The 20,997-nt window shown below is 69.8% G+C and carries 20 protein-coding genes; 14 read left to right on the top strand and 6 right to left on the bottom strand.

Going from position 1 to position 20,997, the window contains the following annotated elements; genetic code table 11:
* Positions 1-307: 307 nt before the first annotated feature.
* Entirely contained in the window at positions 308-601 is a 294-nt protein-coding gene (locus tag VZL07_RS15620) for a hypothetical protein (protein WP_426756335.1), read from the bottom strand.
* Positions 602-719: 118 nt separating this feature from the next.
* On the opposite strand from VZL07_RS15620, the gene VZL07_RS15615 reads away from it, so the two are divergent.
* From VZL07_RS15615 to VZL07_RS15605, 3 genes are all read left to right on the top strand, one after another.
* On the top strand, positions 720-1,343 hold the full coding sequence (locus VZL07_RS15615) for a DUF1990 family protein (RefSeq protein WP_426756334.1): 624 nt from the start codon (positions 720-722) through the stop codon (positions 1,341-1,343).
* A 5-nt stretch (positions 1,344-1,348) separates the two neighbouring features.
* Positions 1,349-2,623 carry a DUF1990 family protein gene (locus tag VZL07_RS15610; protein ID WP_426756333.1) on the top strand — a complete coding sequence of 425 codons (1,275 nt, stop codon included), beginning with the start codon at positions 1,349-1,351 and terminating at the stop codon, positions 2,621-2,623.
* Positions 2,624-2,903: 280 nt separating this feature from the next.
* A complete protein-coding gene (locus tag VZL07_RS15605) occupies positions 2,904-3,248 on the top strand; it encodes a hypothetical protein (protein ID WP_426756332.1) in 345 nt (114 codons plus the stop codon).
* Between the two features lie 82 nt (positions 3,249-3,330).
* On the opposite strand, the gene VZL07_RS15600 is transcribed toward VZL07_RS15605, so the two are convergent.
* Both VZL07_RS15600 and dnaN read right to left on the bottom strand, forming a co-directional pair.
* The gene (locus VZL07_RS15600; protein ID WP_426756331.1) at positions 3,331-4,710 is read right to left on the bottom strand and encodes a hypothetical protein; all 1,380 of its coding nucleotides are present in this window, start codon (positions 4,708-4,710) and stop codon (positions 3,331-3,333) included.
* Between the two features lie 85 nt (positions 4,711-4,795).
* On the bottom strand, positions 4,796-5,902 hold the full coding sequence (gene dnaN, locus VZL07_RS15595; protein WP_426756330.1) for a DNA polymerase III subunit beta: 1,107 nt from the start codon (positions 5,900-5,902) through the stop codon (positions 4,796-4,798).
* A gap of 233 nt (positions 5,903-6,135) precedes the next feature.
* On the opposite strand from dnaN, the gene VZL07_RS15590 reads away from it, so the two are divergent.
* Positions 6,136-6,594 (top strand): DUF6748 domain-containing protein, encoded by a 459-nt coding sequence (locus VZL07_RS15590; protein ID WP_426756329.1) that lies wholly within the window; start codon positions 6,136-6,138, stop codon positions 6,592-6,594.
* A 21-nt stretch (positions 6,595-6,615) separates the two neighbouring features.
* Here the strand turns inward: VZL07_RS15590 and VZL07_RS15585 are convergent, their stop codons facing one another.
* From VZL07_RS15585 to VZL07_RS15575, 3 genes are read right to left on the bottom strand one after another with little or no spacing between them, the layout of a single operon-like run.
* Positions 6,616-7,227 (bottom strand): peptidase, encoded by a 612-nt coding sequence (locus tag VZL07_RS15585; RefSeq protein WP_426757296.1) that lies wholly within the window; start codon positions 7,225-7,227, stop codon positions 6,616-6,618.
* Positions 7,227-8,015: an ActD-like protein gene (locus tag VZL07_RS15580; protein ID WP_426756328.1), complete on the bottom strand. Its 789-nt coding sequence runs from the start codon at positions 8,013-8,015 to the stop codon at positions 7,227-7,229. The genes VZL07_RS15585 and VZL07_RS15580 overlap by 1 nt, the downstream gene beginning before the upstream one ends.
* Positions 8,012-8,497 (bottom strand): RNA polymerase sigma factor, encoded by a 486-nt coding sequence (locus tag VZL07_RS15575; RefSeq protein ID WP_002639690.1) that lies wholly within the window; start codon positions 8,495-8,497, stop codon positions 8,012-8,014. The genes VZL07_RS15580 and VZL07_RS15575 overlap by 4 nt, the downstream gene beginning before the upstream one ends.
* Before the next feature lie 446 nt (positions 8,498-8,943).
* Here VZL07_RS15575 and VZL07_RS15570 point away from each other — a divergent pair, with 446 nt between their 5' ends.
* The 10 genes from VZL07_RS15570 (at position 8,944) to VZL07_RS15525 (ending at position 20,987) form a co-directional block, all read left to right on the top strand.
* Positions 8,944-9,321 (top strand): hypothetical protein, encoded by a 378-nt coding sequence (locus VZL07_RS15570; RefSeq protein ID WP_426756327.1) that lies wholly within the window; start codon positions 8,944-8,946, stop codon positions 9,319-9,321.
* A 78-nt stretch (positions 9,322-9,399) separates the two neighbouring features.
* A complete protein-coding gene (locus VZL07_RS15565) occupies positions 9,400-10,104 on the top strand; it encodes a DUF5819 family protein (protein WP_426756326.1) in 705 nt (234 codons plus the stop codon).
* A complete protein-coding gene (locus VZL07_RS15560; protein WP_426756325.1) occupies positions 10,101-11,144 on the top strand; it encodes a hypothetical protein in 1,044 nt (347 codons plus the stop codon). The genes VZL07_RS15565 and VZL07_RS15560 overlap by 4 nt, the downstream gene beginning before the upstream one ends.
* On the top strand, positions 11,145-11,900 hold the full coding sequence (locus VZL07_RS15555; protein WP_426756324.1) for an ATP-binding cassette domain-containing protein: 756 nt from the start codon (positions 11,145-11,147) through the stop codon (positions 11,898-11,900).
* A complete protein-coding gene (locus tag VZL07_RS15550) occupies positions 11,897-13,066 on the top strand; it encodes a hypothetical protein (RefSeq protein WP_426756323.1) in 1,170 nt (389 codons plus the stop codon). Before VZL07_RS15555 ends, VZL07_RS15550 begins: the two co-directional genes overlap by 4 nt.
* 89 nt (positions 13,067-13,155) lie before the next feature.
* The gene (locus tag VZL07_RS15545) at positions 13,156-15,849 is read left to right on the top strand and encodes a carboxypeptidase regulatory-like domain-containing protein (protein WP_426756322.1); all 2,694 of its coding nucleotides are present in this window, start codon (positions 13,156-13,158) and stop codon (positions 15,847-15,849) included.
* A 199-nt stretch (positions 15,850-16,048) separates the two neighbouring features.
* Complete coding sequence (locus tag VZL07_RS15540; protein WP_426757295.1) at positions 16,049-16,711, top strand: cobalamin B12-binding domain-containing protein; 663 nt, start codon at positions 16,049-16,051, stop codon at positions 16,709-16,711.
* 7 nt (positions 16,712-16,718) lie between these two features.
* Entirely contained in the window at positions 16,719-17,423 is a 705-nt protein-coding gene (locus tag VZL07_RS15535) for a hypothetical protein (protein WP_426756321.1), read from the top strand.
* The gene (locus tag VZL07_RS15530) at positions 17,420-19,468 is read left to right on the top strand and encodes an ATP-binding protein (protein WP_426756320.1); all 2,049 of its coding nucleotides are present in this window, start codon (positions 17,420-17,422) and stop codon (positions 19,466-19,468) included. Before VZL07_RS15535 ends, VZL07_RS15530 begins: the two co-directional genes overlap by 4 nt.
* The gene (locus VZL07_RS15525) at positions 19,461-20,987 is read left to right on the top strand and encodes a response regulator (RefSeq protein WP_426756319.1); all 1,527 of its coding nucleotides are present in this window, start codon (positions 19,461-19,463) and stop codon (positions 20,985-20,987) included. Before VZL07_RS15530 ends, VZL07_RS15525 begins: the two co-directional genes overlap by 8 nt.
* Positions 20,988-20,997: the final 10 nt, after the last annotated feature.

Here is a 20,997-nt window from a genome sequence, read left to right as displayed (position 1 = left end):
AGCCCGCCTCCCATGGGACGGAGACGCCTGCGGCCACCATGCCCACCAGGCCTTGCTGCAAGGTGTGTCAGCGTGGGTGTCCCTGTGGAGACACCTGCATCTCTTGCAGCAAGACGTGTCGGCAGCCTCCCGGTTGTGCATGCTGAGCAGCACTCCAGCGGGCCTCTCGACGGAGGCACATCCCAGCCACGGAATGACGAGCAGCAGGAGGCAGACAGCATGCGTGTGCCGCATAGGCGGCCCACTCCAATGCCTGTCTGCCCAGCCCCTCCCAGGCGTCCGCGCCTCTCTTGTCAGGGACTCCGCCTCACCGCGACCCGAATATCTTCACCAGCTTGTTGTAGACGCCCATCACCAACAGCGGCGCCACCCACTGGCCAACGAAGCGGCTCGGGCGCGAGCGCCCCATGACTTCCAGGGCGGCCGACGCGGCCATCGCCGTCAGGCTCGCGGCGAGGAACACGTGCGAGGGCACCTTGGCCGTCTGCTGCTCAATCATGCGCGTCAGTGAAGACTCCGCGTGCTCCGCGCGCACCACCGGAGGCACGTCCTTGTAGTCATGCTCCGAGGCCCGGCTCGCCGGGTTGACGTCCATTTGCATGCTCCCTCCCTGGACGGGCAGGCAGGCCCGTCCCACGCCCCACCCGTCGTGCAGAACGCGCCTGCAGTCCGCCGGAGAGGTCCCCATCATGGTGTGACCGATGGAGGAAAAGGGCGAGATGGCGAGCGAATCCATGCACACAGACGCCAACCAATCAGGCGAGCTCCAGCTCCCTGAAGCGGGCGCGGGCCCCCTGCTCCAGCGCGACTACTGGGCGGTCATCCGGAACAGCCGGGCCTCCCCCTCGGAGCTCATGCGCTGGGTGGCCCTGCGCTTCGCCGAGTTCGCACCCGCGGAGCTCTGCGTCTTCGAACACAAGGACCCGTCGCACCAGGGGCAGCCGCTAAGGCTGGGTGACGAGATGACGGTGAAGATCCAGGGCGCGGGCACCTTCGCGGTGCGCGTCATCCACCAGGACGCCCAGAGCCTCACGCTCGGCACGCTCCACGGGCACCCGGAGGCGGGCCGCATCACCTTCGGCGCTTACCGGAACGCGCACGGCGATGTCATCTTCCACATCCGCAGCCGGGCGCGCTCCGGCTCCACGTTCCACTATCTCGGCTTCGTCACCGCTGGAGACGCGATGCAGACCAACACCTGGACCGAGTTCGTGCTGCGCGCCGCGCTCACGGCCGGCGACGGGGTGCTGGGCGTCATCCACGCGGACACCACGGAGCTGGACGACGAGCCCCCCGGCGGAGACGCCGAACACGGGCCCACCTTCTTGGCGCAGGGAGACTGAAGACGATGATTGAGTGGCGCTGGTTCTCTGGCTGGACGGAAGAGGAGATGGTTCCCCGGCTGGCGAAGGCCCGCATGCTGGAGCGGAACTTCCCGGAGGTCTCCGGCGAGATGACGCTGGAGGCCGGCTGGAGCCAGGTCCACTCCCGGAGCGTGCTCGGCCACGAGGCCCCGGGCCTCCCCGTCCCGAGGGGCCTCTTCGAGCGCGCCCGGCAGGTGCTGGAGACCTTCGACTTCTCCGACCCGCGCATCGTCGCCTGGCACTTCTCCGCCAAGGAGCCGCTGCAGGGCCGCACGGTGCTGCTGGAGCTGCGCTCCCTGGGGCAGCAGCTGCGCTACCTGTGCGGCGTGCGCGTGGGGGACACGCGCCAGGAACATGGCGAGGTGTGCAGCGTCTTCGGCTTCAGCTTCGAGACGCTGAATGGGCACATCGAGGCCGGGCGCGAGTGGTTCCTGCTGAGGAAGGACCACAAGAGCGGCGAGGTGCGCTTCCACATCGAGGCCGCCTGGCGCCCCGGCCAGTTCCCCAACTGGTGGAGCCGGCTGGGCTTCGCGATGGTGGCGCCGCGCTACCAGCGCGCGTGGCACCGGCTGACACACGTGCGGCTGCGCGAGCTCGTCTGGAAGCATCCAGAGCTCGTGGGGCAGCCCGCGCAGAGCGGCCAGCTGGAGCACTCCGGCCATGCGCTGACCACCGCGCCGGTGCAGTTCTTCGCGCAGCGGGCGCGAGGACGCCGTGAAACGCAGTTGGAGGAGGAGAGAGAGGCCATGAATCGAGGACTCGGATTGACGGCCCTGGGGCTGGGCGTGCTGGCGGGGATGCGGAGCATGAGCGCACCGACGCTCGCGAGCCGGTGGCTGACGCGGACACGCGCTCAGCGCGAGGACAGGCTCTCGCGGGTGATGGCCCATCCCTGGGCGCCGCGCGTGCTGGGCCTGCTCACGGCCGGTGAGTTCATCGTCGACAAGCTGCCGAAGACGCCCGCGCGAGTAATGGCGGTGCCCCTGGCGGGGCGGATGCTCGCGGGCGCGCTGGCGGCGGCCTCGGTGACGGCGGAGCGGCAACGCGGAGGGCGGCTCGCCGCGGCGGCCCTCGGCGCGGTGGCGGCGCTGGCGTCGAGCTGGGCCTTCTATGCCCTGCGGCGCGGCGCCACGAAGAAGCTGGGCGTGCCGGACGTGGCGGTGGCCCTGACGGAGGACGCCCTCCTCGCCGGCCTGGCCTCGCGGCTGATGCCCACACTCGAGCCCTCCGCCGGACAGGCGGCCATCCTCCCAGGGTGACCGACCGCACCTCCGTGCAAGCGCCGCCCGCCTCACGCGGGCGGCCTGCGCCCTTGCAGCGCGGCGCCAGCGCCGACGCAACGGGCCCCGGTTCTCCCGACGGATTCTCGTGACGCGACGGCGCCGTGACACGTTCCACGCGTCCTTGACGCGTTCGCCCACGCGCTGACGCGTCAACGCCCCTCCGCAACGTGACGTGCCGCACCTCATTTCGCGAGCTTGAGCGCACGCGCGAAGGGCCCGGCCGTGGCGTGCCGATTGCCGCGGGCCCCGGTGCGCCATGCCCAATGCACTTCTGGTCCCCCTGCACCTGGATGCCCTCTGCCTGACGTCGGACACGAACGTCCGGGAAGCGCTGGCGGACGATGGGCGGCACCCCTTCGTCTACAAGGATTCTGGCGGAGCTCCGCACTTCTACCCGCTCAGCCGGGAGCGCCCCAACCTCAGTACGAGCATCCTCTCGCCGTCGCCCTCCGGGAGCTTCCTCCGGCTGCCCGCCGGCATCCACCTGCACTGGGCCCTGCCGGATGCGCTGACCCACAGCCGGAAGGACGACGACGCGGGACGGCGGCACGCTGCGGCTTCCGGACAGCCCCAGCGTCGGCGCAGTTCGCGCTGGAGATGATGGAAGGCGTGCGACGCGTGCGGTTCACCTGCCAGGTGCGCTGACGCAAGCGCCCCCGCGAAGGTGCGGCGAGCCGCGCCGGTTAGCGCCCGCGCCACGCCGCCGCGCGGGCGGCATGCACCAGCGCGGGCAGGTCCTTCAGGCCAGGCCCCGCGTCGGAACCTGCCTCCGCCGCGGGCACCCGCGCCCGCTCGGGCGAGAACAGGCGCGCGGGCGTCTGCCCCTGGCCACGCAGCAGGATGAACAGGCGCAGCGCGTCCCGCAGCCGCTCCACGTCCGGGCCCTGCTCGTCCCGCGCGCGCTGCGCCGCGTTCCACAGCCGCGCCCACGCGGTCTCCTCGTTCCAGGCTCCCACGGGCCGCTCACGCGACAGCGTCGCCAGCTGCGCGGCCAGCTCGAAGAGCCCCGCGCGGCCCTCGCCAAACGCCTCGCAGGCGGCGAGCCGCGCCTCCCCGGCCGCATCGATGCCCATGCCGCCCAGCCGCGCCGGACTGGCGACGCTTGCATGCCCAGCGGGCCATCCGCTCCGCGCAGCGTCGCCCGCGAAGGAGCGCGGCGCCTCCAGGCCCGGCGCCGCCTGCGCCAACACGTCCCCGGCCCGGGCCTCGCCCTCCTGCACGGAGCGTTCGAGCCGCGCCTCCCGCGCCGCCAGCCACACCAGCAGCGACGGCACCTCGTCATCTCGCGGCACCACCGGAGACAGCCGCTCCTCCAGCAAGGCCCGCAGCCGCGCCCACGCCACGCCCCGCCAGAACGCCGCGTGCAGGAGCAGCTCCGGCCCGCTGCGCGGCACCCGCCGCGGTGCACGTGAGGCCCGGGCCGCCAGGAAGCCCTTCACCTGCCCCCGCGTATCGAAGCGCTCCAGCCGCTGCCACAGCGCCGCCAGGGACGCCTCCGCCAGGGGCAGCGCGCGCTGGAGCGCCTCTGCCTCCTCCACCGTGAAGGGAAACACCCTCTCCGGCGCGGGCCGCATGAACACCCGCTCGAACACCTCCGCGGCGGCGCACGCGGCGCGCAGCTCCGGCAGGTTGCGCGGCAGCAGCTCCACCGCGCGCGCCCAGATGTGCCGCCCCAACAGCGGCCCCGCCTCCAGCACCGTCCCTTCCAGCTTCAGCAGCGCCTCGCCCAGCGTCGCGGGCCGTCCGTCCGGGGGCAGCCGCTTGAAGGCCGCGCGCCGCACGGCCTCGCGCAGGCGCTCCACCTCACGCATCAGCTTCATCGGCGCGGCATCCGGCGGCCACCCTTCCGCGGCGGCGCGGCGCTTCAGCGCGGCCAGCGCGGCGTCCACCTCCGGCTGCGCGCGAGCCACCTCCAGCAGCAGCTCGAACTGCGCGCGCACCCGCTCCTTCCAGAAGAAGGACGCCAGCATGCCCCGCAGCGCGCGGTAGCGCAGGCGGGTGGCCTCCAGGAGGTCCGCGCGGTCCTCCAGCCGGGCGCGCAGGATGTCCGGGTGCGTGGCCATGCCTCCACGATAGGGAGGCACCGGCCGGGTGTCAGGCCCCCGCGGGGCCCCTCACGTCACGAGTGAACGATGCGAGCCGGCCGCCTCACACCCGCATGGGCATGACGACGGCGGTGAAGCTGCGGTCGCCCGGGGCGTGGAGGACGCCCGGGCTGTGCTCGTCGCCCAGCTCGAAGGAGACCTCGTCCGTCTCCGTGACGGCGAGCACGTCCATCAGGTAGCGCGCGTTGAAGCCGATGGTGATGCTGTTGCCGCGGTAGGCCAGCTCCAGCACGTCCTTGGCCTCGCCCAGGTCCGGGTTGCTGGCGGTGATGATGAGCTGGTTCTCCTCCAGCCCGATGCGCACCGCGTTGCTCTTGTCCGCCGACAGCAGGGCGATGCGCTTGAGGCCCTCCAGCAGGCGCACCTTCGGCACCAGGACGACCTTCTCGCCCTCCTTGGGGATGACGCGCTGGTACTCGGGGAACTGGCCGTCGATGAGGCGCATCACCATGGTGAGGCCCGGCTTCTTGAACAGCGCCGAGTTCTCCGCGAAGCCCAGGTGGCACTCGGCGTCTGGCGCCTCGTCCAGCAGGCGCTTGAGCTCCATCAGGCCCTTGCGGGGGATGATGACGCCGCCCTTCAGCTTGAAGTCGCCCGGCAGCTCGCGCTCCACCAGCGCCAGCCGGTGGCCATCGGTGGCCACCATGCGGACCTTGCCGGTGGCCTGGGGCTCGAAGAAGACGCCGTTGAGGATGTAGCGCGTCTCGTCGCTGGAGATGGCGAACTGCGTCTTCTTGATCATCTCCAGCAGCGTGTTGCCGCCCACCTGCACCAGGGGCGCGTTCTCCTCCTTGGGCAGCTTGGGGTACTCCTCGGCCGCCATGCCCACGATTTTGAAGTGGGCCGAGCCGCTGGAGATGTCCACGTAGTTGTTGGCCAGCTTCTTCAGCGTGACCTGGGCGTCCGGCAGGTTCTGGACGATGTCGAAGACGTACTTGGCGCTCAGCGTGACAGCGCCCGTCTTGATGACCTCGGCCGGGTGCTCGGACACGATGCCGATGTCCAGGTCGAACGCGGTGACGGTGATGCCGCCCTTGTTCGCGTTGACGAGCACGTTCGCCAGGATGGGCATCGTCGTCTTGCGCTCCACGATGCCCTGGGCGCGGTAGAGGGCCTTCTTCAGCTCGTCGGCGGCGATGCGGAATTCCATCGGAGGGCGTCCTTACAGGTCTCGGCCCCGGAGGCCGATCATGCAGGCCGGATGTAGCCCCTGCACTCCGGTCCGTCAACGAACCCGGAGCACCTCCGGAACATCATTGTCCGCGCCCTGTCGCCCACCCTCCCCGCTTGCAAATGACCGCCAGTCACCAATGTACGGGACGGGCTGGCCCCGCGCGGCGAGCCGAAGCACACTGGCGCCTCCCTCCTCCCCTGGAGCCCCGCATGAAGAGCCGCCCGCTGCTCCTCGCCGCCCTTGCCCTGGGCCTCGCCTTCGGGTGTAGCAAGCCGCCCGGCGCCACGGCCGCGTCTGCCGCCAACGCCGCCCCCCAGAACAGTGAGAACGGAACGCCCGCCATGACCCCACCGCCCACCAACGATTCCCAGCCCAAGCAGGGTGAGAGCGCCGTCTACATCGTCAAGGACAGCGGCGTGCGCTGCATCGCCCCGCCCTGCCCCAGCTACAACGCCTTCCCGGTGGACAAGCCGGACGCGGAGCCCATCCCCGTGCACGAGCTGGAGCTGTCCGCCGTGACGGACGGCTCGGACGAGAAGACGGAGTCGTTGATCCGCAAGACGCTGGACGGCACCGGCCTCAAGGTCCAGGGCACCCTGGAGACGCGGCCCAACGCGGGCCCCGCGGGGGCGGCCACCGTCCTGCGCGCCAGCAAGGTCGAGAACTGAGGCGGCCCACCGGGCCGGGGCTCAGATGTGGAGCCCCACCTGGATGCCGGGCCAGTGCTGGAGGCGGTGATCCGCGTCCGGATGGGTCTCGCGGAGGGGCATCTTGGTGATGCTGTCGAAGTCCGACTCGCCCCAGGAGTACCACGCGTTGTAGGTGGGCCCGGCGAACACGGCCAGGCGCGGCAGCAGCTGGAAGCCCAGCATCAGCCGCGCCTGCCCCAGCACGTTGCCGCCGTCGCCCTCCAGCGGGTTGCGCACCGGCTGGACCGCGCCGCCCGTGATATCCAGGTCCACCCAGAGTCGCCGGGCGAGCGTCAGGTGCCCGCCCACGCCCGCCGCGAAGCTGAAGCGCGCGTCGCGGCCCGGCTGCAGGCCCGCCATCAACGTGAAGTAGACAGGCCCTCCGCCCAGCTTCACGCCCATGTTGGAGACCTGGATGTCGCTCACCCAGAACTCCATGTGGGCGCCCCCCCGGCGCAGCCCCCGCGAGGGCGGCTCCGGGACATCGTCATCGGCCTGCTGTGCGAAGCTTCCCTGCCGCTCATCGAGGAGAGTCAGACGGTGCGCGGACAGGGGCCCGGGGGACACCACCCCTGCCCACCATCCGAATGCAAGGAGCGCCAAGGAGTTCATCACTCATGCTTTTCCAGCGTGAGGGATACCTGCGTCAAGTTCCCGGGCAGCGACAGCGGGGCAGTGGATGCGTCGGGTTTTCCCGACAACGCGCGGGCGGCGGCCAGAACCGGTTCCACGTCGAAGGGCGCGTCGGACGCGACGAAGATGAAGCGCTCGAAATGAGGGGCGTCGTCCAGCTCGTAGGCGCGGGAGAGCGCCTGGGTCCCCGAGGGGGCCAGGGGCATCGCCTGGGGCCCCTCGTCCGGGGCGTGCAGGGTGACGGCGCCGTTGCCGTCGATGGAGACGATGACGCCGTGCGAGCGGCCCGCGGCGATGTAGCCCACCTGCACCACGTCACCCGCGGCGGCGGCCGCGCGGTCGGCCAGGCGCTCGGGACGGCCGGCGGCCTGCCGGTGGATGACGAGCTGGGGCGCCAGCCCCTTGACGCGCGTCACCTCCGGGACCTCTCCCGTGGCCACGCCGGACGACACCTGCCCGGACGGCCGGACCACGACGAAGAGGGCCACCGCGGCGAGCACCGGGACCAGGCCCCAGGCGGGTGACAGGCGGAAGAAAGGGCGCGACGCTTCCGGGCGGGACGCGCGGGCATTCACCTCGCGGACCACCCGGGCGGGGGGGAGCTTCTCCAGGGTGGCGCGCGAGTCGGCCTCGAGCGCGGCGAGGCGGGCCAGCCCGTCGGGCTCCTCGGCCAGGCGGGCGCGGGCCGCGGCCAGCTCCGCGGGCGGCAGCTCCCCCAGGGCGATTCGCTCCAGCAGCCAATCCGGGGTGCGGTGGGTGGACGTCATGCGGCCTCCAGCTCCAGCTCTTGCAGCACTGCGGACAGCGCGCGCAGGCGCTTGCGCACGCCGGACACGGACAGGCCCACCTCGCGGGCCGTCTCCTCCAGCGTCATCCCATCCACCAGGTGCAGCACGGCGATGTCCTGGCTGGAGGCGGGCACCCGGCCGAAGAGGCGGTCCAGCAGGCCCCGCGCGGCGGTGCGCGCCTCGGTGTCCTCGGCGGCGGCAATCTGCAGCACCAGCTCGTCCTCCCGGTCCTCCGGGCGCCGCTTCGCGCCGCGCAGCTTGTTGAGGCACACCGTGGTTGCAATGCGGTGCAGCAGGCTGGACGGCGCCGCGTCCTTCAACGCGCCCTGGTAGCGAAGCAGCTGGACGAACACGTCGTGCATGGCGTCCACGGCCTTCTCCTCGTCACGCAGGAGGAAGCGGCAGCGCCGGAGCACCTGGGGGCCGTAACGCCGGTAATAGGCCTCCACATCGATAGACACCGGTCTTTCGCCTCCCTCGGTTGCCGCGGAAAGGGGAACACCACGGCCCCGGAGAACTGTCACCCTGACTTTTCAGTCCCGCATTTCGCGGCCGGCATTTTCAGGACCTGCGCACGTCCACCCTTTCCTGCCACTCCGGTCGATGCAGTTCACGGCGGAAACATCCGCCCTCTCGCCGGCAATCCTGTTGACATGCCAACGGCATGGTCGTACAGCAAGTGCGAGTCGAAGCGCTGCTGCCCAGCCAGTACGGCCCACTGAGGGGCATCAGCGAGAGGGGGGGACACAGCAAGCAGCACGGCCGCAGCCGGCTCGACAGTTCCAGCGATGGAGCGTCCTGCTGAAGCGGAGTCATCCATCAGCGGTGACACCAGTGCCTTCCCTGAAAGAAGTCGACAGCAGTCTCCATCGGCCCATGGGGGAGCCGATGACGAGGGGGAAGCAACATGAACATCGCAATCAAAGTAGTCGCCGTTGTGGGTGTCGTTGGGTTGGGTTTCTCTTCCACCACGGTGCGAGCGCAGCCCACGGTCTCCCGCGAGGCCTCGGCCATCACGCAGAAGCAGATGCGTGATGACACCTGGACGTGGACGGACTTCGGTGGACAGGTCGTAGGCTGGGCGGCTGGTGGTGCAGCGGGCGGAGCGGTGACCGCGGCGCTGGTGGGCTCACCCGTGGGCGCGGCAGCTTGCGCGGCAGCAGGTGGCGTCGCGGGTGCCGTGTCTGGCGGCGCGTACTACGCCGGCACGCAAGCCTGGAACTACATGATTGGTTCCGCGCAACAGCCGGTAGCGACCATCGCGCCGCTGAGCGCGCTCGACTGAGCCAGCCTCCAACGGAACACGGGACCGGCCGTCCTGCTTGGTGGACTGGCCGGTCCCGCTTCTTCTAGCGGGTCTCTCATGCGCCGTCCGCTCGCCTATCTCGGACACGCCGTTCGTGTCCTGACGCTCGTGGGGCTCGTCCTCCACTTCGCGTTGACGCTCCTCTACGTGTTCCCGCTCAACCCCATGAAGATGGAGCTTGGGGTCCTGGCAAACCTCACCATCGGCACGTACTTCCCACAGAACTGGAGCCTGTTCGCACCCACGCCTGTCCAAAGCACCCAGGCCCTCCTCGTGCGCTGCCTGTCTGCCGAGGAGATTCCAGCCTCCTCCTCCAGCGCCCTCCCCACGGATGGGTGGGAGGACGTCTCCTCTGCACATTTCGTCCAGGCCCAGCGGCACCGACTCTCCGCCTATGAACGGCTGGTGAGGCCGCTGCAGAACTCGCTGCGGCAGTACTTGCATGGGGGCCCCGACCTGTACCCCTTCCACGACGCCTGCCGAAAAGGCGATGCGGAAGCCTGCCAGGTGCGGGATACAGCCCTCCAGCCGCGACGCGAGCAAGCCGCGCGAATGTTCCGCCGCATTGGCTCCGCATTCTGCCGCGAGGCGTATCCCGGGAAGGCCTTGGGCGCTGTCGCGCTCCGCTTTCGAGAGCGCAGCGCCGTCCCCTGGTCTGCCCGTCATGGAGGACAGCCCCAGGTAGAGGACTTCGAGCTCGGGGTCTTCAAGCTCGACGAAACAGTCGCCTTGCCAGGGTTCTATGCAGCGGAGGGAACATGAAGCGCTACTTCCGCAATGGATGGGACTGGTTGGCCAATGAACCTCACCAGCGACAGGGGCTCCGGGCACTCCAGGTATGCCTCGGCCTCATGCTGCTCTTTCGGGCCAGCACAGAGGGGCGCTTCGCGAACTATCTCTGGGGGCCCCAGGGCATCGGCGCAGGCTCCACCATCGACTTCCTTCACCCGCGACTGGCTCCCGTCGTCGACAAACTCTTCACCGTGGAGCAGGGCCCCCAGCTGCTGGTCCTCCTCATGGGGGCCTCGGCCGTCTGCCTCATCTTTGGATGGTCGACGCGCCTCGCAACAGCAGGGGCGCTCTTCAGCTCTCTTGCGCTGGCAGCGCGCCTTCCGGAGCTGGGGGACGGCGGAGACAACGTTGCTCGGCTGGTACTGACGTACATGCTGTTCGCCCTGCCCGCACACCGACAGCCTCGTCGTGGCTCATTGGAGGTCTGGCTGCACAACATCGCCATCCTCGCCATCGGGCTTCAGATTGGCGTGCTCTATCTCACCTCCGGCTTCCTGAAGGCCACGGGCGACAAGTGGAGCAACGGCACCGCCATGTACCTCATAAGTCAGGTGGAGTGGTTCTCCCACCCAGCAATGCGCGAGCCCTTCCAGAACCCGTACCTCACCACGCTTGCCAGCTACGCCACCCTGTTCTTCCAGGTCTGGTTCCCCATCGCGGTCCTGACGCGGCTACGCCTGCTCTGGCTTGCCTTTGGCGTCCTCATGCATGTGGGCATCGCCACGTTGATGGGCCTCATCTGCTTCTCGGTGGCCATGATTGGCCTCGAGCTGTTCCTCGTCACCGACAAGGAATACGCATGGTTCAACGACTGGCAGCAGCGTACGCTCACGCCTCAATTGACCAGGTTCTGGCGTTCGCGACCGGTACAGTCGCTCGCCGGTCTCTCGGGGCAGGGCCAACGGCTCAGCGCCTATCTGGCATCGCGTCAGCCCATGCCCGTAACACCATCGACATACACTGAGGCGGCAAGGTCCCGGGCCACCCCAGTGGGAACGGAGGAGCGCTGAATGCCTGGAGTGGAAGTGGAAGGGCTTGGCTTCCGCCATGGAAAAGGGCCTGACATCCTGGGCGACCTGTCCCTGATGGCACGCCCTGGAGAAATCCTGGGATTGCTTGGCGTCAACGGCGCCGGAAAGACCACGCTCTTCCGGCTCATCGCCGGGCTGCTCAAGCCTCGGACTGGGCGCATCCGTGTGGCGGATATCGATGTGGCAGAGGACCGGCGTGAAGCCAGCCGCCGCCTCGGCTTCGTTCCGGATGAGCCCTTGCTCTACCCGCGCATGAGCGCGCTGGAGAACCTCAACCAGTTCGCAGTGCTGTGGGGCGTTCCTGGCGCAGAGGCCCGTCACCGAAGCGAGGCGCTGCTTCGCGAGACCAGCCTTTGGGAGGAACGCAACACCTGGGTGGAGGGTTTCTCGCGCGGCATGCGGCAGAAGCTCGCGCTTTCCTGCGCGCTGCTACACCAGCCTCCCGTGCTGGTGTTGGATGAGCCGTTCAACGGGCTCGACATGAGCGCGGTCCTCTGGCTCCGGGACCTGCTTCGCCGCCGCGCAGAAGCGGGCGACTGCATTCTCCTCAGCAGTCACCAACCCGAGGCGCTCGACGCCCTGGCCGACCGACTCGCCGTCCTTCACCAAGGGGAGCTGGCAGGGCTCTACGACCGAGCGGAGGTGGCGCGGCGGGGAGGCACGGCGGAAATCTTCCACGCCACCTGTGGACCGAAGGCGCTTCGAGCGGGCGAAGAACGGGAGCCAGGCGCTTGAACCTGATTGCCGCGGCAGCGTGGGAAACCCGACACGCATTCCGGCAGCTCCTGCCCTGGCGCTGGGCCAGATGGCTGCTGGTCGCCCTCGTTCTCGCGCTCGAAGCCGGGCTGTTCGTGTTCGTGCTGTTCCTCGCGCCTCCCTCGCCGCGCCCGCTCGAAATCGGGGTGGTCGGCGGCTTCGTGGGGTTCAACTTGCTGCTGGCCACCGGCGCGGCAGGCCTCGCCCTGTCCCGGTTGCTTGGACGCCCTGAGGCCCTGTGGCTACTGTCCTTGTCGCCAACGCCCCCCAAGACGGCACTGAAAATCGCGCTTGCCCCCGCCCTGCTCGCGGCCCTCTGTCCGCTGACGCTTGTCGGGCTTCCCTTCGCGGTGCTGGCGGCGCGCCGGGCGCCGCTCGTGGCAACCAGCATGCTCTTCGCGGGGGCGTGTGCCCTGGGGTGGGCGGTGCTGGCCGCCGTTGCCTGCGCGACCTTCATCGGGCAGCGCTTCGGCCGAGAGCGCGGGGCACGCCTGCTGGCCGCCTTCTCTGGCTGGCTGGCATTTTTGGCGATGATGGCGTTTGGCGCGCTGGTTCGGAGGCAGCTGGGGACACCCGCCCTGGTGATGTTCCTCGCCCTGACCCCACTCCTCCTGCCTGTGTTGTGGGAGCGTGCCCTTCACGGATTCATCGATGTCCTCCAAGGCACCCAGACGCCGCGCACTGCGCCCGAGCCTGCCTGGGGAACTCCGGGCTGGAGCCGGCTCGCACTTCGCTCGCCGTGGCTGCTCGCGCTCCTGGGGCTCATTCCCGTGATGGCGGTTGCTTTCGACCAGCCCGAGCTTCGTACCGTGCTTTGCGCGTTGCTGGCCGTCCAGGGCGTGGCCGTGATGCTGGACCGCGTCCTCGAACCGGAGCTGATGACCCCGGACCGGCTGCGGCTGGCGCCCCGAGGCGCCATCCTCAGGGCACGACTGCTGTTCCAGTGGGGCACGGCGGCGCTCATTCCAGCAGCCGGGCTCTGCTTGATGGTGGGCTGGGAGCGCAAGGTCTGGCTCCTCTGCGTCATCGGTACGAGCGCGCTGGTCCCCTTCACCTATCTCGCGGCTCACCGGACGCTCCGAGTGGCAGCGCAACTGACACTGCTCGCTGGGGCGCTCGCGGCGTCCCTTCTCTGGGGGAGATGATGCCAGGCCCCCGGCCTGTGTCTCCGCATCGTGGCCCCATCGAACCGCCGGCCTGTGCCCTGCGGCCTTCATGACACTCGAGGAGTGAGATGAACCGGAAGCTGGTCACCGCCATCGTGGTCCTTGCCGCGGCGCTGGCAGGTCTCGTGCTGGGCACCTCAGACCAGGGCCCCGACGCGCCGCCTCCTCGTGCCGAGGTCCCCATCCCCGGCTCCGCCCAGCCGCGCGCCGTGTCTCCGGAACACGCCTCTCCGCCAGCGCCGGTCCTTCCGCTCCACGGATATCGGGAGACACGCGAGCCTGAAGGCGCGCTCCGCCTGGAAGGACAGGTCATCGACGATGAGCAACGCCCCGTGGCAGGCGCCCGGGTGACGCTGAACACCGTTCCGCCCCGCGCCGTCCTCACCGAGCCCAATGGCGTCTTCACTTTCGAGCGACTGCTTCCGAGGACCTACTCGCTGCATGCCCGCCATGGCGCACTTGTCGCGGAGCCCGTGGAAACGCGCCTGACGCCCACGACCGAGCCGGTCATCCTCGTGGTGCGGCCGTCAGCCACCGTCGAGGTGTCGGTCCTGGACGCGGACGAGCGAAGCCCCATCGAAGGCGCGCGCATCACCGTGGAGCAGCAGGACGACCTCACGGCCCAGACGAACATGGAAGGCAAGGCACAGCTCCGGGGGCTTTCGTCAGGCCGACATCTCATCCAAGCCGTGGCCGCCGGACGCGCCCCGGGGCGCGCCACCGTCTTCCATGATGCCCGCGCCAGCAGTCCCATCCAGGTGCAACTGCTGCTCCATCGTGGAGCGCTGGTTCATGGCCGTGTCGTGAGCGAGGCAGGAAGCGCTGTCGCAGACGCACGCGTCCGTGCGCTGGATGTCAGCACCGCCCTTCCAGGCGAGGGCGGCGTCGTGGACGAGGTGCACACGGGCCCGGATGGACGGTGGACCTTCGGCGCCGTGCCCGCGGGCACCTTCCGCTTCATCGCGGAGCACGACCTGCTCGCGCCCGGTCTGTCTGACGTGGTGTCCCTGGATGGTCGCCAGTCCCCTGCGTCCATTTCCATCGTGCTTCGGGAGGGCGCTGTTCTCGAGGGAGCGGTGGTGGAAAGGACCGGGCGCCCCGCCCCCTTCGCACGTGTACAAGTGCGCCCCGCAGGCCCTGGAATGAACAGCAGCGCGAGCCATGGCACGGTCGCGGACACCGCCGGCCGATTCCGAATCACCGGACTGCCTCGGGCCCGCTTCCGCGTGGAAGCCAGAAGCGACCGCGCTTCCGCCGTACCCCAGGACGTCAATCTGGAGCCAGGCGTGGCGAACGTGACCCTGCGCCTGGATGTCGAGGGCACCATCTCAGGGGTCGTCGTCGGAGCGGACGGCAGCCTTCTCGCAGGAGCTCAAGTCGTGGCCATCCCAGAGGACAGGGCCGAGCGCAGCGCGCTCTCTGCGTCGCGCTCGGGGCGGTACGCCTCCGACATCAGCGACGGCAACGGCCGCTTCCGGCTGATGGGGCTCGCCCAGGGCCGCTACCGGCTGCGGGGCTCCCTCACGCATTCGTTGCAGGCGTCCACGTTCTGGCTCTCCACCGGGGTGGTTGCCAGTGTGGGCGATGAGAACGTGCGGCTCACACTCCAGTCACCGGGGACGCTGCGCGGGCGGGTGGAGCGCATGGATGGCACCGCGCCAGAACGGTTCTCGGTCGCCCTCTCGATGTCGCCTCCCATGGAGATACAGGGCACCCAAGGCACCTTCGTGCTGGCGGACGTCCCCGCGGGTCAACACGTCCTGACCGTGCTCGCGCAGGGCCTCGCCCCAAGAACGATAGCGGACATCGCCATCGAAGCGGGCGAGGACAAGGACCTGGGCATCATCACTCTTGGCGAAGGCCGGCAACTCACAGGCGTCGTCCTCGACGAGAAGGGCGCTCCCGTGCCTGGGGCATCGGTACTCGCGGGCCCTCATCTGCTTGGCAACGGCAGCCAGCTGGGCCCCGCGCCTCTTCGCGGGAGCAGCGATGGCAACGGTCGCTTCCGCCTCGAAGGCGGCGGGCAGGAGCCCCTGACGGTGATGGCCGAACACCCCGACTTCGGACGCTCACTCCCAGTGGTCACCACCGTGGACACCAACAGCCCCTCCTTGGAGCTGACGCTTCGTGCGCTGGGCAGCCTCGAAGGGACCGTGAGGAGCAACGGACAGCCGGTGGGGAATGCCGCGGTCGTCGCAGCGCCACGCGGCAGCAGCACGGGTCGCTTCATGGTCGTCACGCGCGCGGACGGCCACTACCACTTCGACCGACTCGCCACGGGTGACCACGTGGTGACCGCGGTGCTGCAAGAAGGTCCGACGAGCCAACTTCAGCAAAGCCTGCTCGCGCAGGTGGGCGCTCAGCGCACCGCTTTCGACATCGACGTTGCCCTGGGCAGCCAAGGCCTCATCGTCCATGTCCTCGAACACGATGGGCAACGGCTCCTGAATGGGCAGGTCTACCTCAGCAGCGGAGCCGTGCAAGCCGCGACCCTGGGGCAGCTCGAAACCGTGCTTGCCTCACGTGGCGAGGGGCAGACCCGGGTCCAACTGTTGTTGAATGGGCAGCCCGTGAGCCTTTCCCGGCTGTCGCCGGGCCACTACACCCTCTGTGTGGTCCCGGTCCGGGGAGACCTGGACAACCCGAGCAACGCTCAGCGCCTACGCGATGGTGCGAGCAATCTCCCCGTCTCCTGCCGCTCCGTGGATATTTCCCAGCTGGGGCCTCCTGGGCAGTTGGAGTTCCGCCTGGCATCCCCCTGAGCCCCGGCTGGGCCACGGCCCTTGTACCCAGGTACAATGCGGGCCCACGAATCGGTAAAAGCTACAAGCAGCCGGGCACACGGGCGCACAAAAGAAGGGCCGGCCACTGTCAGGTTGGCGATGAAATCGGGGCGCGTTCGCTGTAACTGAGAAACGCAACCCCGTTACCTTGCCCTCTCGCCCCCTCCCCACGGCGCCCGTGCTGACCTCGAACGAATCCGCCCTGACCGGGCTGCTGAACGCGTATCTGGCAGCGCAGCTTGCCGGGAACCGGCGTGAGGCCCTGCGGCTGCTGGTGGACGAGGGCATCCTCCGGGGAATCCCCCTCCAGACGCTGCACCTGGACGTCATCCAGCCCGCCCAGTACGAAATCGGCCGGCTGTGGCAGGAGAACATCATCTCCGTGGCCCAGGAGCACCTGGCGACCGCCGTCTCGCAGCTCGCGCTCGCCCACCTGTACCGGCACCTGCCCAGGGACCCGCCCAACGGCAAGGTCGTGCTCATCGCCTGCGTCCAGGGCGAGCTCCACGAAGTGGGCCCGCGCATGGCCAGCGACTTCCTGGAGATGGCCGGCTTCGACGTGCGCTTCCTGGGGGCCAACGTCCCCCCGGAGCACCTGGCCCGGATGGTGAGCGAGGTTCGCCCGGACCTCGTCGCCCTCTCCGTGACGATGACGTACCACCTGCCCGCGCTCCGCGAGGCCGTGGCGCATGTGCGAAAGGTCTTCCCGGATGCCCCCCTCGCCGTGGGCGGCCTGGCCTTCAGCTGGGCGCCGGGCCTGGAGGACCAGCTGGGCGTGAACCTCTTCGGCAAGGACGCGCGGGAATTCGTCGCGACCGCCTGCCGGGTCCTGGGAGTCTGAGAACCGCATGGAGAGCGTGAGCAAGAGCGTGGAAGCACGGGCAGACCGGCTGGCCACCGCCTCCCAGGAGGCGCTCTACCAGGACCCCTTCTGGGAGGCCCGCTACGGCCTGGAGCGCGCCCAGCGCTTCGGTGACGAGGACGCGCGCTTCCACGTGCGCTATCTGGTGCAGGCCCTGGAAGAGCGCCGGCCCTCCGTCCTGGAGGGCTACGCCCGCTGGCTGCGCACCCTGCTGGTGTCGCGCGGCATGTGCTCGCGGCACCTGGACCGGCACTTCGCCGGGCTGGCCGCCGCGCTGGAAGCCGAAGGCTGGGGCCCGGGCACCGAGCCTCACGACTACATGGGCGCCGCCCGCCAGGCCCTGCGCTACCCCGACGGGCCCGCACGCCTGCTGGAAGAAGACGCGCCCGAGCTCGCGCGCGCCGCCACCTCGCGCCTCACCCTGTACATCATCCCCGAGGACCAGAGCCGCCTCGAGGAAGAGCTCCAGTTGCATCTGTCCTACCTCGCGGATGCGCTCGCCGCCGGCAAGCCCGCGCTCATGGGCGACCATGTCCGCTGGTACGCCGGCTTCTGGCCGAGGCGTGGATTTGGCCTCCTGGCATTTCCCAGTGTGCTGGGCATGTTGAAGTCCGTGCTGGGCTCACGCCACGCCGAAGCACGGACACTCCTCGCCGAAGCGGGGGTGTCCTGGGAGGAGACCCGTTCATGAGGCCCCTCGCCTCCCAGGAGTCGCAGTTCTTCGATGACCTCAGCCGCGAGGTCGCCCTGGCCTGCGACGCGGGAGGCACCCTCACCTGGGTGGACGCCCGCGCCCGCGACATCCTGGCAGCCGCGCCCGGCCAGTCGCTGCGCGGCCTGGCGGCCCTCGGCACCGAGGAGAAGGTGGACCGGCTGCTGGTCCAGGCCCGTGACGAGGCGGTGGAGGGCTGGGAGCTCATCCTCTGCCGCGACCAGGTGCCCACCACCTTCGCCTTCCGCGCCCGGCCCCACGACGGCGGCGTGCTGCTGGTGGGCAGCCTGGTGCCGGAGGACTACGGCGTCGCGCTCGAGCGGGTGAGCACCACCCTGAGCGAGCTGTCCGTGCTCCACCGCGAGACGGAGCGCCAGCAGCGCGAGCTCAAGCGCCGCGCGGACGAGCTGACCCGGCTCAACGGTGAGCTGGAGGAGTCCAACCGCGGCGTGCGCAGCCTCCACGCCGCCCTGGACGAGAAGGCCGAGAGCCTCCAGCTGGCCGCCGAAATCAAGAGCCGCGTGGTGGCCAACGTCAGCCACGAGTTCCGCACCCCGCTGCACTCCATCCTCGGCCTGTCGAAGGTGCTGCTCAACCCCATCAACGGGCCGTTGAGCGGCGAGCAGGAGAAGCAGGTCCAGTTCATCCGCAACTCGGCGGAGGCGCTCTCCGAGCTGGTGAACGACCTGCTGGACCTCTCCAAGATGGAGGCCGGCAAGACGACGCTGCGCCACAGCCGCTTCGTGGTGCGCGACGTGCTCAGCGCGCTGCGCGGCATGATGAAGCCGCTATTGCCGCCCGGCTCGCCGGTGGAGCTGCGCCTGGTGGAGCCCGCCGAGCCCCTGGAGATGGAGACGGACGAGTCCCGCCTCAGCCAGGTGCTGCGCAACCTGGTGTCCAACGCGCTGAAGTTCACCGAGACCGGCCACGTCACCGTCTCCGCCGCGCCCGGGCCTCGGGACACGGTGGTCTTCACCGTGCAGGACACCGGCATCGGCATCGCGCCGGAGCACCACGAGCGCATCTTCGAAGAGTTCTCCCAGGTGGAGAGCCACCTGCAGCGCAAGACGAAGGGCACCGGCCTGGGCCTGCCGCTGGCGCGCCGGCTGACGGAGCTGCTGGGCGGCACCCTCACCGTGAAGAGCGCCCTGGGCCAGGGCGCCGCCTTCACCATCACCGTCCCCCGCGTCCACATGGAGGTCTCGGAGATGACGGGGATGACCGAGCGCAGCGAGCACCTGGACCCCGGCCGCGCGCCGGTGCTGGTGCTCGAGGACGACCGGCAGACACTCTTCCTCTACGAGAAGTACCTGGCCCGCTCCGGCTTCCAGGTGCTGCCGGTGCGCAGCACGGACGAGGCCCGGCGGGTGCTGGAGCGCGTGCGCCCCGCCGCCATGGTGCTGGACGTCATGCTGGAGGGCGAGACGAGTTGGGGCTTCCTGGCGGAGATGAAGAACAACGAGTCCACCCGCGACATCCCCGTCCTCGTCGTCACCGTGACGGACCGCGAGCAGAAGGCCCGCGCGCTGGGCGCCGACGAGTTCTGGCTCAAGCCGGTGGACGAGGCGCGGCTGCAACGCAAGCTGCAGGCCATGGCGCGCACCGGCCCGGTGGAGCGCGTCCTCCTCATCGATGACGATGACGTGCACCGCTACCTGTTCAAGCAACTCCTCAAGGACATGCCCTACGTGCTGCTGGAGGCCGCCGGCGGCAAGGAGGGCGTCCACATGGCACGGGAGAAGGCCCCGCACCTCATCTTCCTGGACTTCGTGCTGCCGGACATCACCGCCTTCGACGTGCTCGACGAGCTGAAGGCAGACCCGCGCACGCGGGACGTGCCCGTCATCCTCCACACCTCGCACGAGCTGAAGGAGGACGAGCGCACGCGCCTGGCGAAGGAGACGGCCGCCATCCTCGCCAAGCACACGCTGAGCCGCGAGGTGGCCATCACCCGCATCCGCGACGCCCTGTCCAAGGCGGGACTGGGCGCGAACGGCCTACAGGAGGGAAGCCGCCGTGGTTGAGCCTCGCCTGGCAACCGTCCTCAACGTCAACGACGACGACGCCAATCGATACCTCGTCAACCGCATCCTGACGCTGGCGGGCTACAACGTGCTGGAGGCAGCCACCGGCATGGGCGCGCTGCTGATGGCGCAGCAGCACCTGCCGGACGTCGTCATCCTGGACGTGAAGCTGCCGGACATCAGCGGCTACGAGGTCTGCGAGCGCCTGCGCGCCGACCCGAGGACGTCCGCCATGGCGGTGCTGCACACCTCCGCCACCTTCGTCACCTCGGACAAGAAGGTGCGCGGCCTGGACGGCGGCGCGGACGCCTACCTCACCCAGCCCTTCGAGGGCGCGGAGCTCATCGCCACGGTGAAGTCGCTCTTGCGCCTGCGCCACGCGGAGCAGGTGGCGCGCCACCGCGCCAACGAGCTGGCGGAGATGGACCGCCGCAAGGACGAGTTCCTCGCCATGCTGGGGCACGAGCTGCGCAACCCGCTGGCCGCCATCATGACGGCCATTGGCATCCTGGAGCGCAGGCCCGCGTCCGACGACAAGGAAGCGCGCATGCGCGGCATCATCCAGCGCCAGACGAGCCACCTGGCGCGGCTGGTGGATGACCTGCTCGACGTCAGCCGCATCACCCGCGACAAGGTGGAGCTGCGCCCCGGACGGCTGGACCTGATTCCCGTGCTGAAGCAGGTGCTCCAGGTGACGCAGCCGCTGGCGGAGGCGCGCGGGCTGGGGCTGGAGGTCTCCCTGCCCCCGGGAGCGCTGTGGCTGGACGCGGACGCCACGCGGCTGGAGCAGGTCTTCACCAACCTGCTCGACAACGCCGTCAAGTACACGGACCAGGGCTTCATCATGCTGCAGGTGGCGCAGGAGGGCGTGGACGGCTCCGCCCGCGCGGTGGTGCGGGTGAAGGACACCGGCATCGGCATTCCGCGAGACGTGCTGCCCCGCATCTTCGAGCTGTTCGCCCAGGCGGACACCTCGCTGGAGCGCTCCCGCGGCGGCCTGGGCATCGGGCTGACGCTGGTGCGCAAGCTCGTGCAGCTCCACGGCGGCGAGGTGACGGCGCACAGCGAGGGCCCCGGTCAGGGCAGCGAGTTCGTGGTGAAGCTGCCCCTGACCCACGCAGTGGCCCTGCCCCTCCTCGCCCGCGACGGCGCGGACGTCCGCCGGGGCCGGCGCATCCTCCTGGTGGAGGACAACCTGGACGCGTGTCAGGCCATGAGGGATTTGCTGGAGCTGTGGGGCCACCAGGTGGCGGTGGCGCCGGATGGTCCTCAGGGGGTGGCGCTCGCCCTGTCCCATTCGCCCGAGCTGGCGCTGGTGGACATCGGCCTGCCCGGACTGGACGGCTACCGGGTGGCGGAGGCGCTGCGCACCCAGGTGGGCAACGGCATCCGGCTGGTGGCGCTGACGGGCTATGGCGGGCCGGAAGGACGGGACCAGGCGATGCGCGCCGGTTTCGACCGTCATCTCGTCAAGCCCGTGAAGCCTGACGAGCTGGACCGGGTTCTCTCGGAGCTGTGAGGGATTGACG

Origin of the sequence: Pseudomyxococcus flavus (assembly GCF_050038885.1) — a bacterium.
GTDB classification, from domain to species: Bacteria; Myxococcota; Myxococcia; order Myxococcales; family Myxococcaceae; genus Myxococcus; species Myxococcus flavus.
This window is presented reverse-complemented; position numbering and strand designations above follow the sequence as displayed.

Excerpts from the sequence above, each read along its gene's own strand:
- VZL07_RS15555 (WP_426756324.1), top strand. The coding sequence starts at position 11,145 with ATGCCTGGAGTGGAAGTGGAAGGGCTTGGCTTCCGCCATGGAAAAGGG.
- VZL07_RS15570 (WP_426756327.1), top strand. The coding sequence starts at position 8,944 with ATGAACATCGCAATCAAAGTAGTCGCCGTTGTGGGTGTCGTTGGGTTG.
- VZL07_RS15585 (WP_426757296.1), bottom strand. The coding sequence starts at position 7,227 with ATGAACTCCTTGGCGCTCCTTGCATTCGGATGGTGGGCAGGGGTGGTG.
- VZL07_RS15560 (WP_426756325.1), top strand. The coding sequence starts at position 10,101 with ATGAAGCGCTACTTCCGCAATGGATGGGACTGGTTGGCCAATGAACCT.
- VZL07_RS15565 (WP_426756326.1), top strand. The coding sequence starts at position 9,400 with ATGCGCCGTCCGCTCGCCTATCTCGGACACGCCGTTCGTGTCCTGACG.
- dnaN (WP_426756330.1), bottom strand. The coding sequence starts at position 5,902 with ATGGAATTCCGCATCGCCGCCGACGAGCTGAAGAAGGCCCTCTACCGC.
- VZL07_RS15605 (WP_426756332.1), top strand. The coding sequence starts at position 2,904 with ATGCCCAATGCACTTCTGGTCCCCCTGCACCTGGATGCCCTCTGCCTG.
- VZL07_RS15580 (WP_426756328.1), bottom strand. The coding sequence starts at position 8,015 with ATGACGTCCACCCACCGCACCCCGGATTGGCTGCTGGAGCGAATCGCC.
- VZL07_RS15530 (WP_426756320.1), top strand. The coding sequence starts at position 17,420 with ATGAGGCCCCTCGCCTCCCAGGAGTCGCAGTTCTTCGATGACCTCAGC.
- VZL07_RS15545 (WP_426756322.1), top strand. The coding sequence starts at position 13,156 with ATGAACCGGAAGCTGGTCACCGCCATCGTGGTCCTTGCCGCGGCGCTG.
- VZL07_RS15615 (WP_426756334.1), top strand. The coding sequence starts at position 720 with ATGGCGAGCGAATCCATGCACACAGACGCCAACCAATCAGGCGAGCTC.
- VZL07_RS15535 (WP_426756321.1), top strand. The coding sequence starts at position 16,719 with ATGGAGAGCGTGAGCAAGAGCGTGGAAGCACGGGCAGACCGGCTGGCC.
- VZL07_RS15600 (WP_426756331.1), bottom strand. The coding sequence starts at position 4,710 with ATGGCCACGCACCCGGACATCCTGCGCGCCCGGCTGGAGGACCGCGCG.
- VZL07_RS15590 (WP_426756329.1), top strand. The coding sequence starts at position 6,136 with ATGAAGAGCCGCCCGCTGCTCCTCGCCGCCCTTGCCCTGGGCCTCGCC.
- VZL07_RS15610 (WP_426756333.1), top strand. The coding sequence starts at position 1,349 with ATGATTGAGTGGCGCTGGTTCTCTGGCTGGACGGAAGAGGAGATGGTT.
- VZL07_RS15620 (WP_426756335.1), bottom strand. The coding sequence starts at position 601 with ATGCAAATGGACGTCAACCCGGCGAGCCGGGCCTCGGAGCATGACTAC.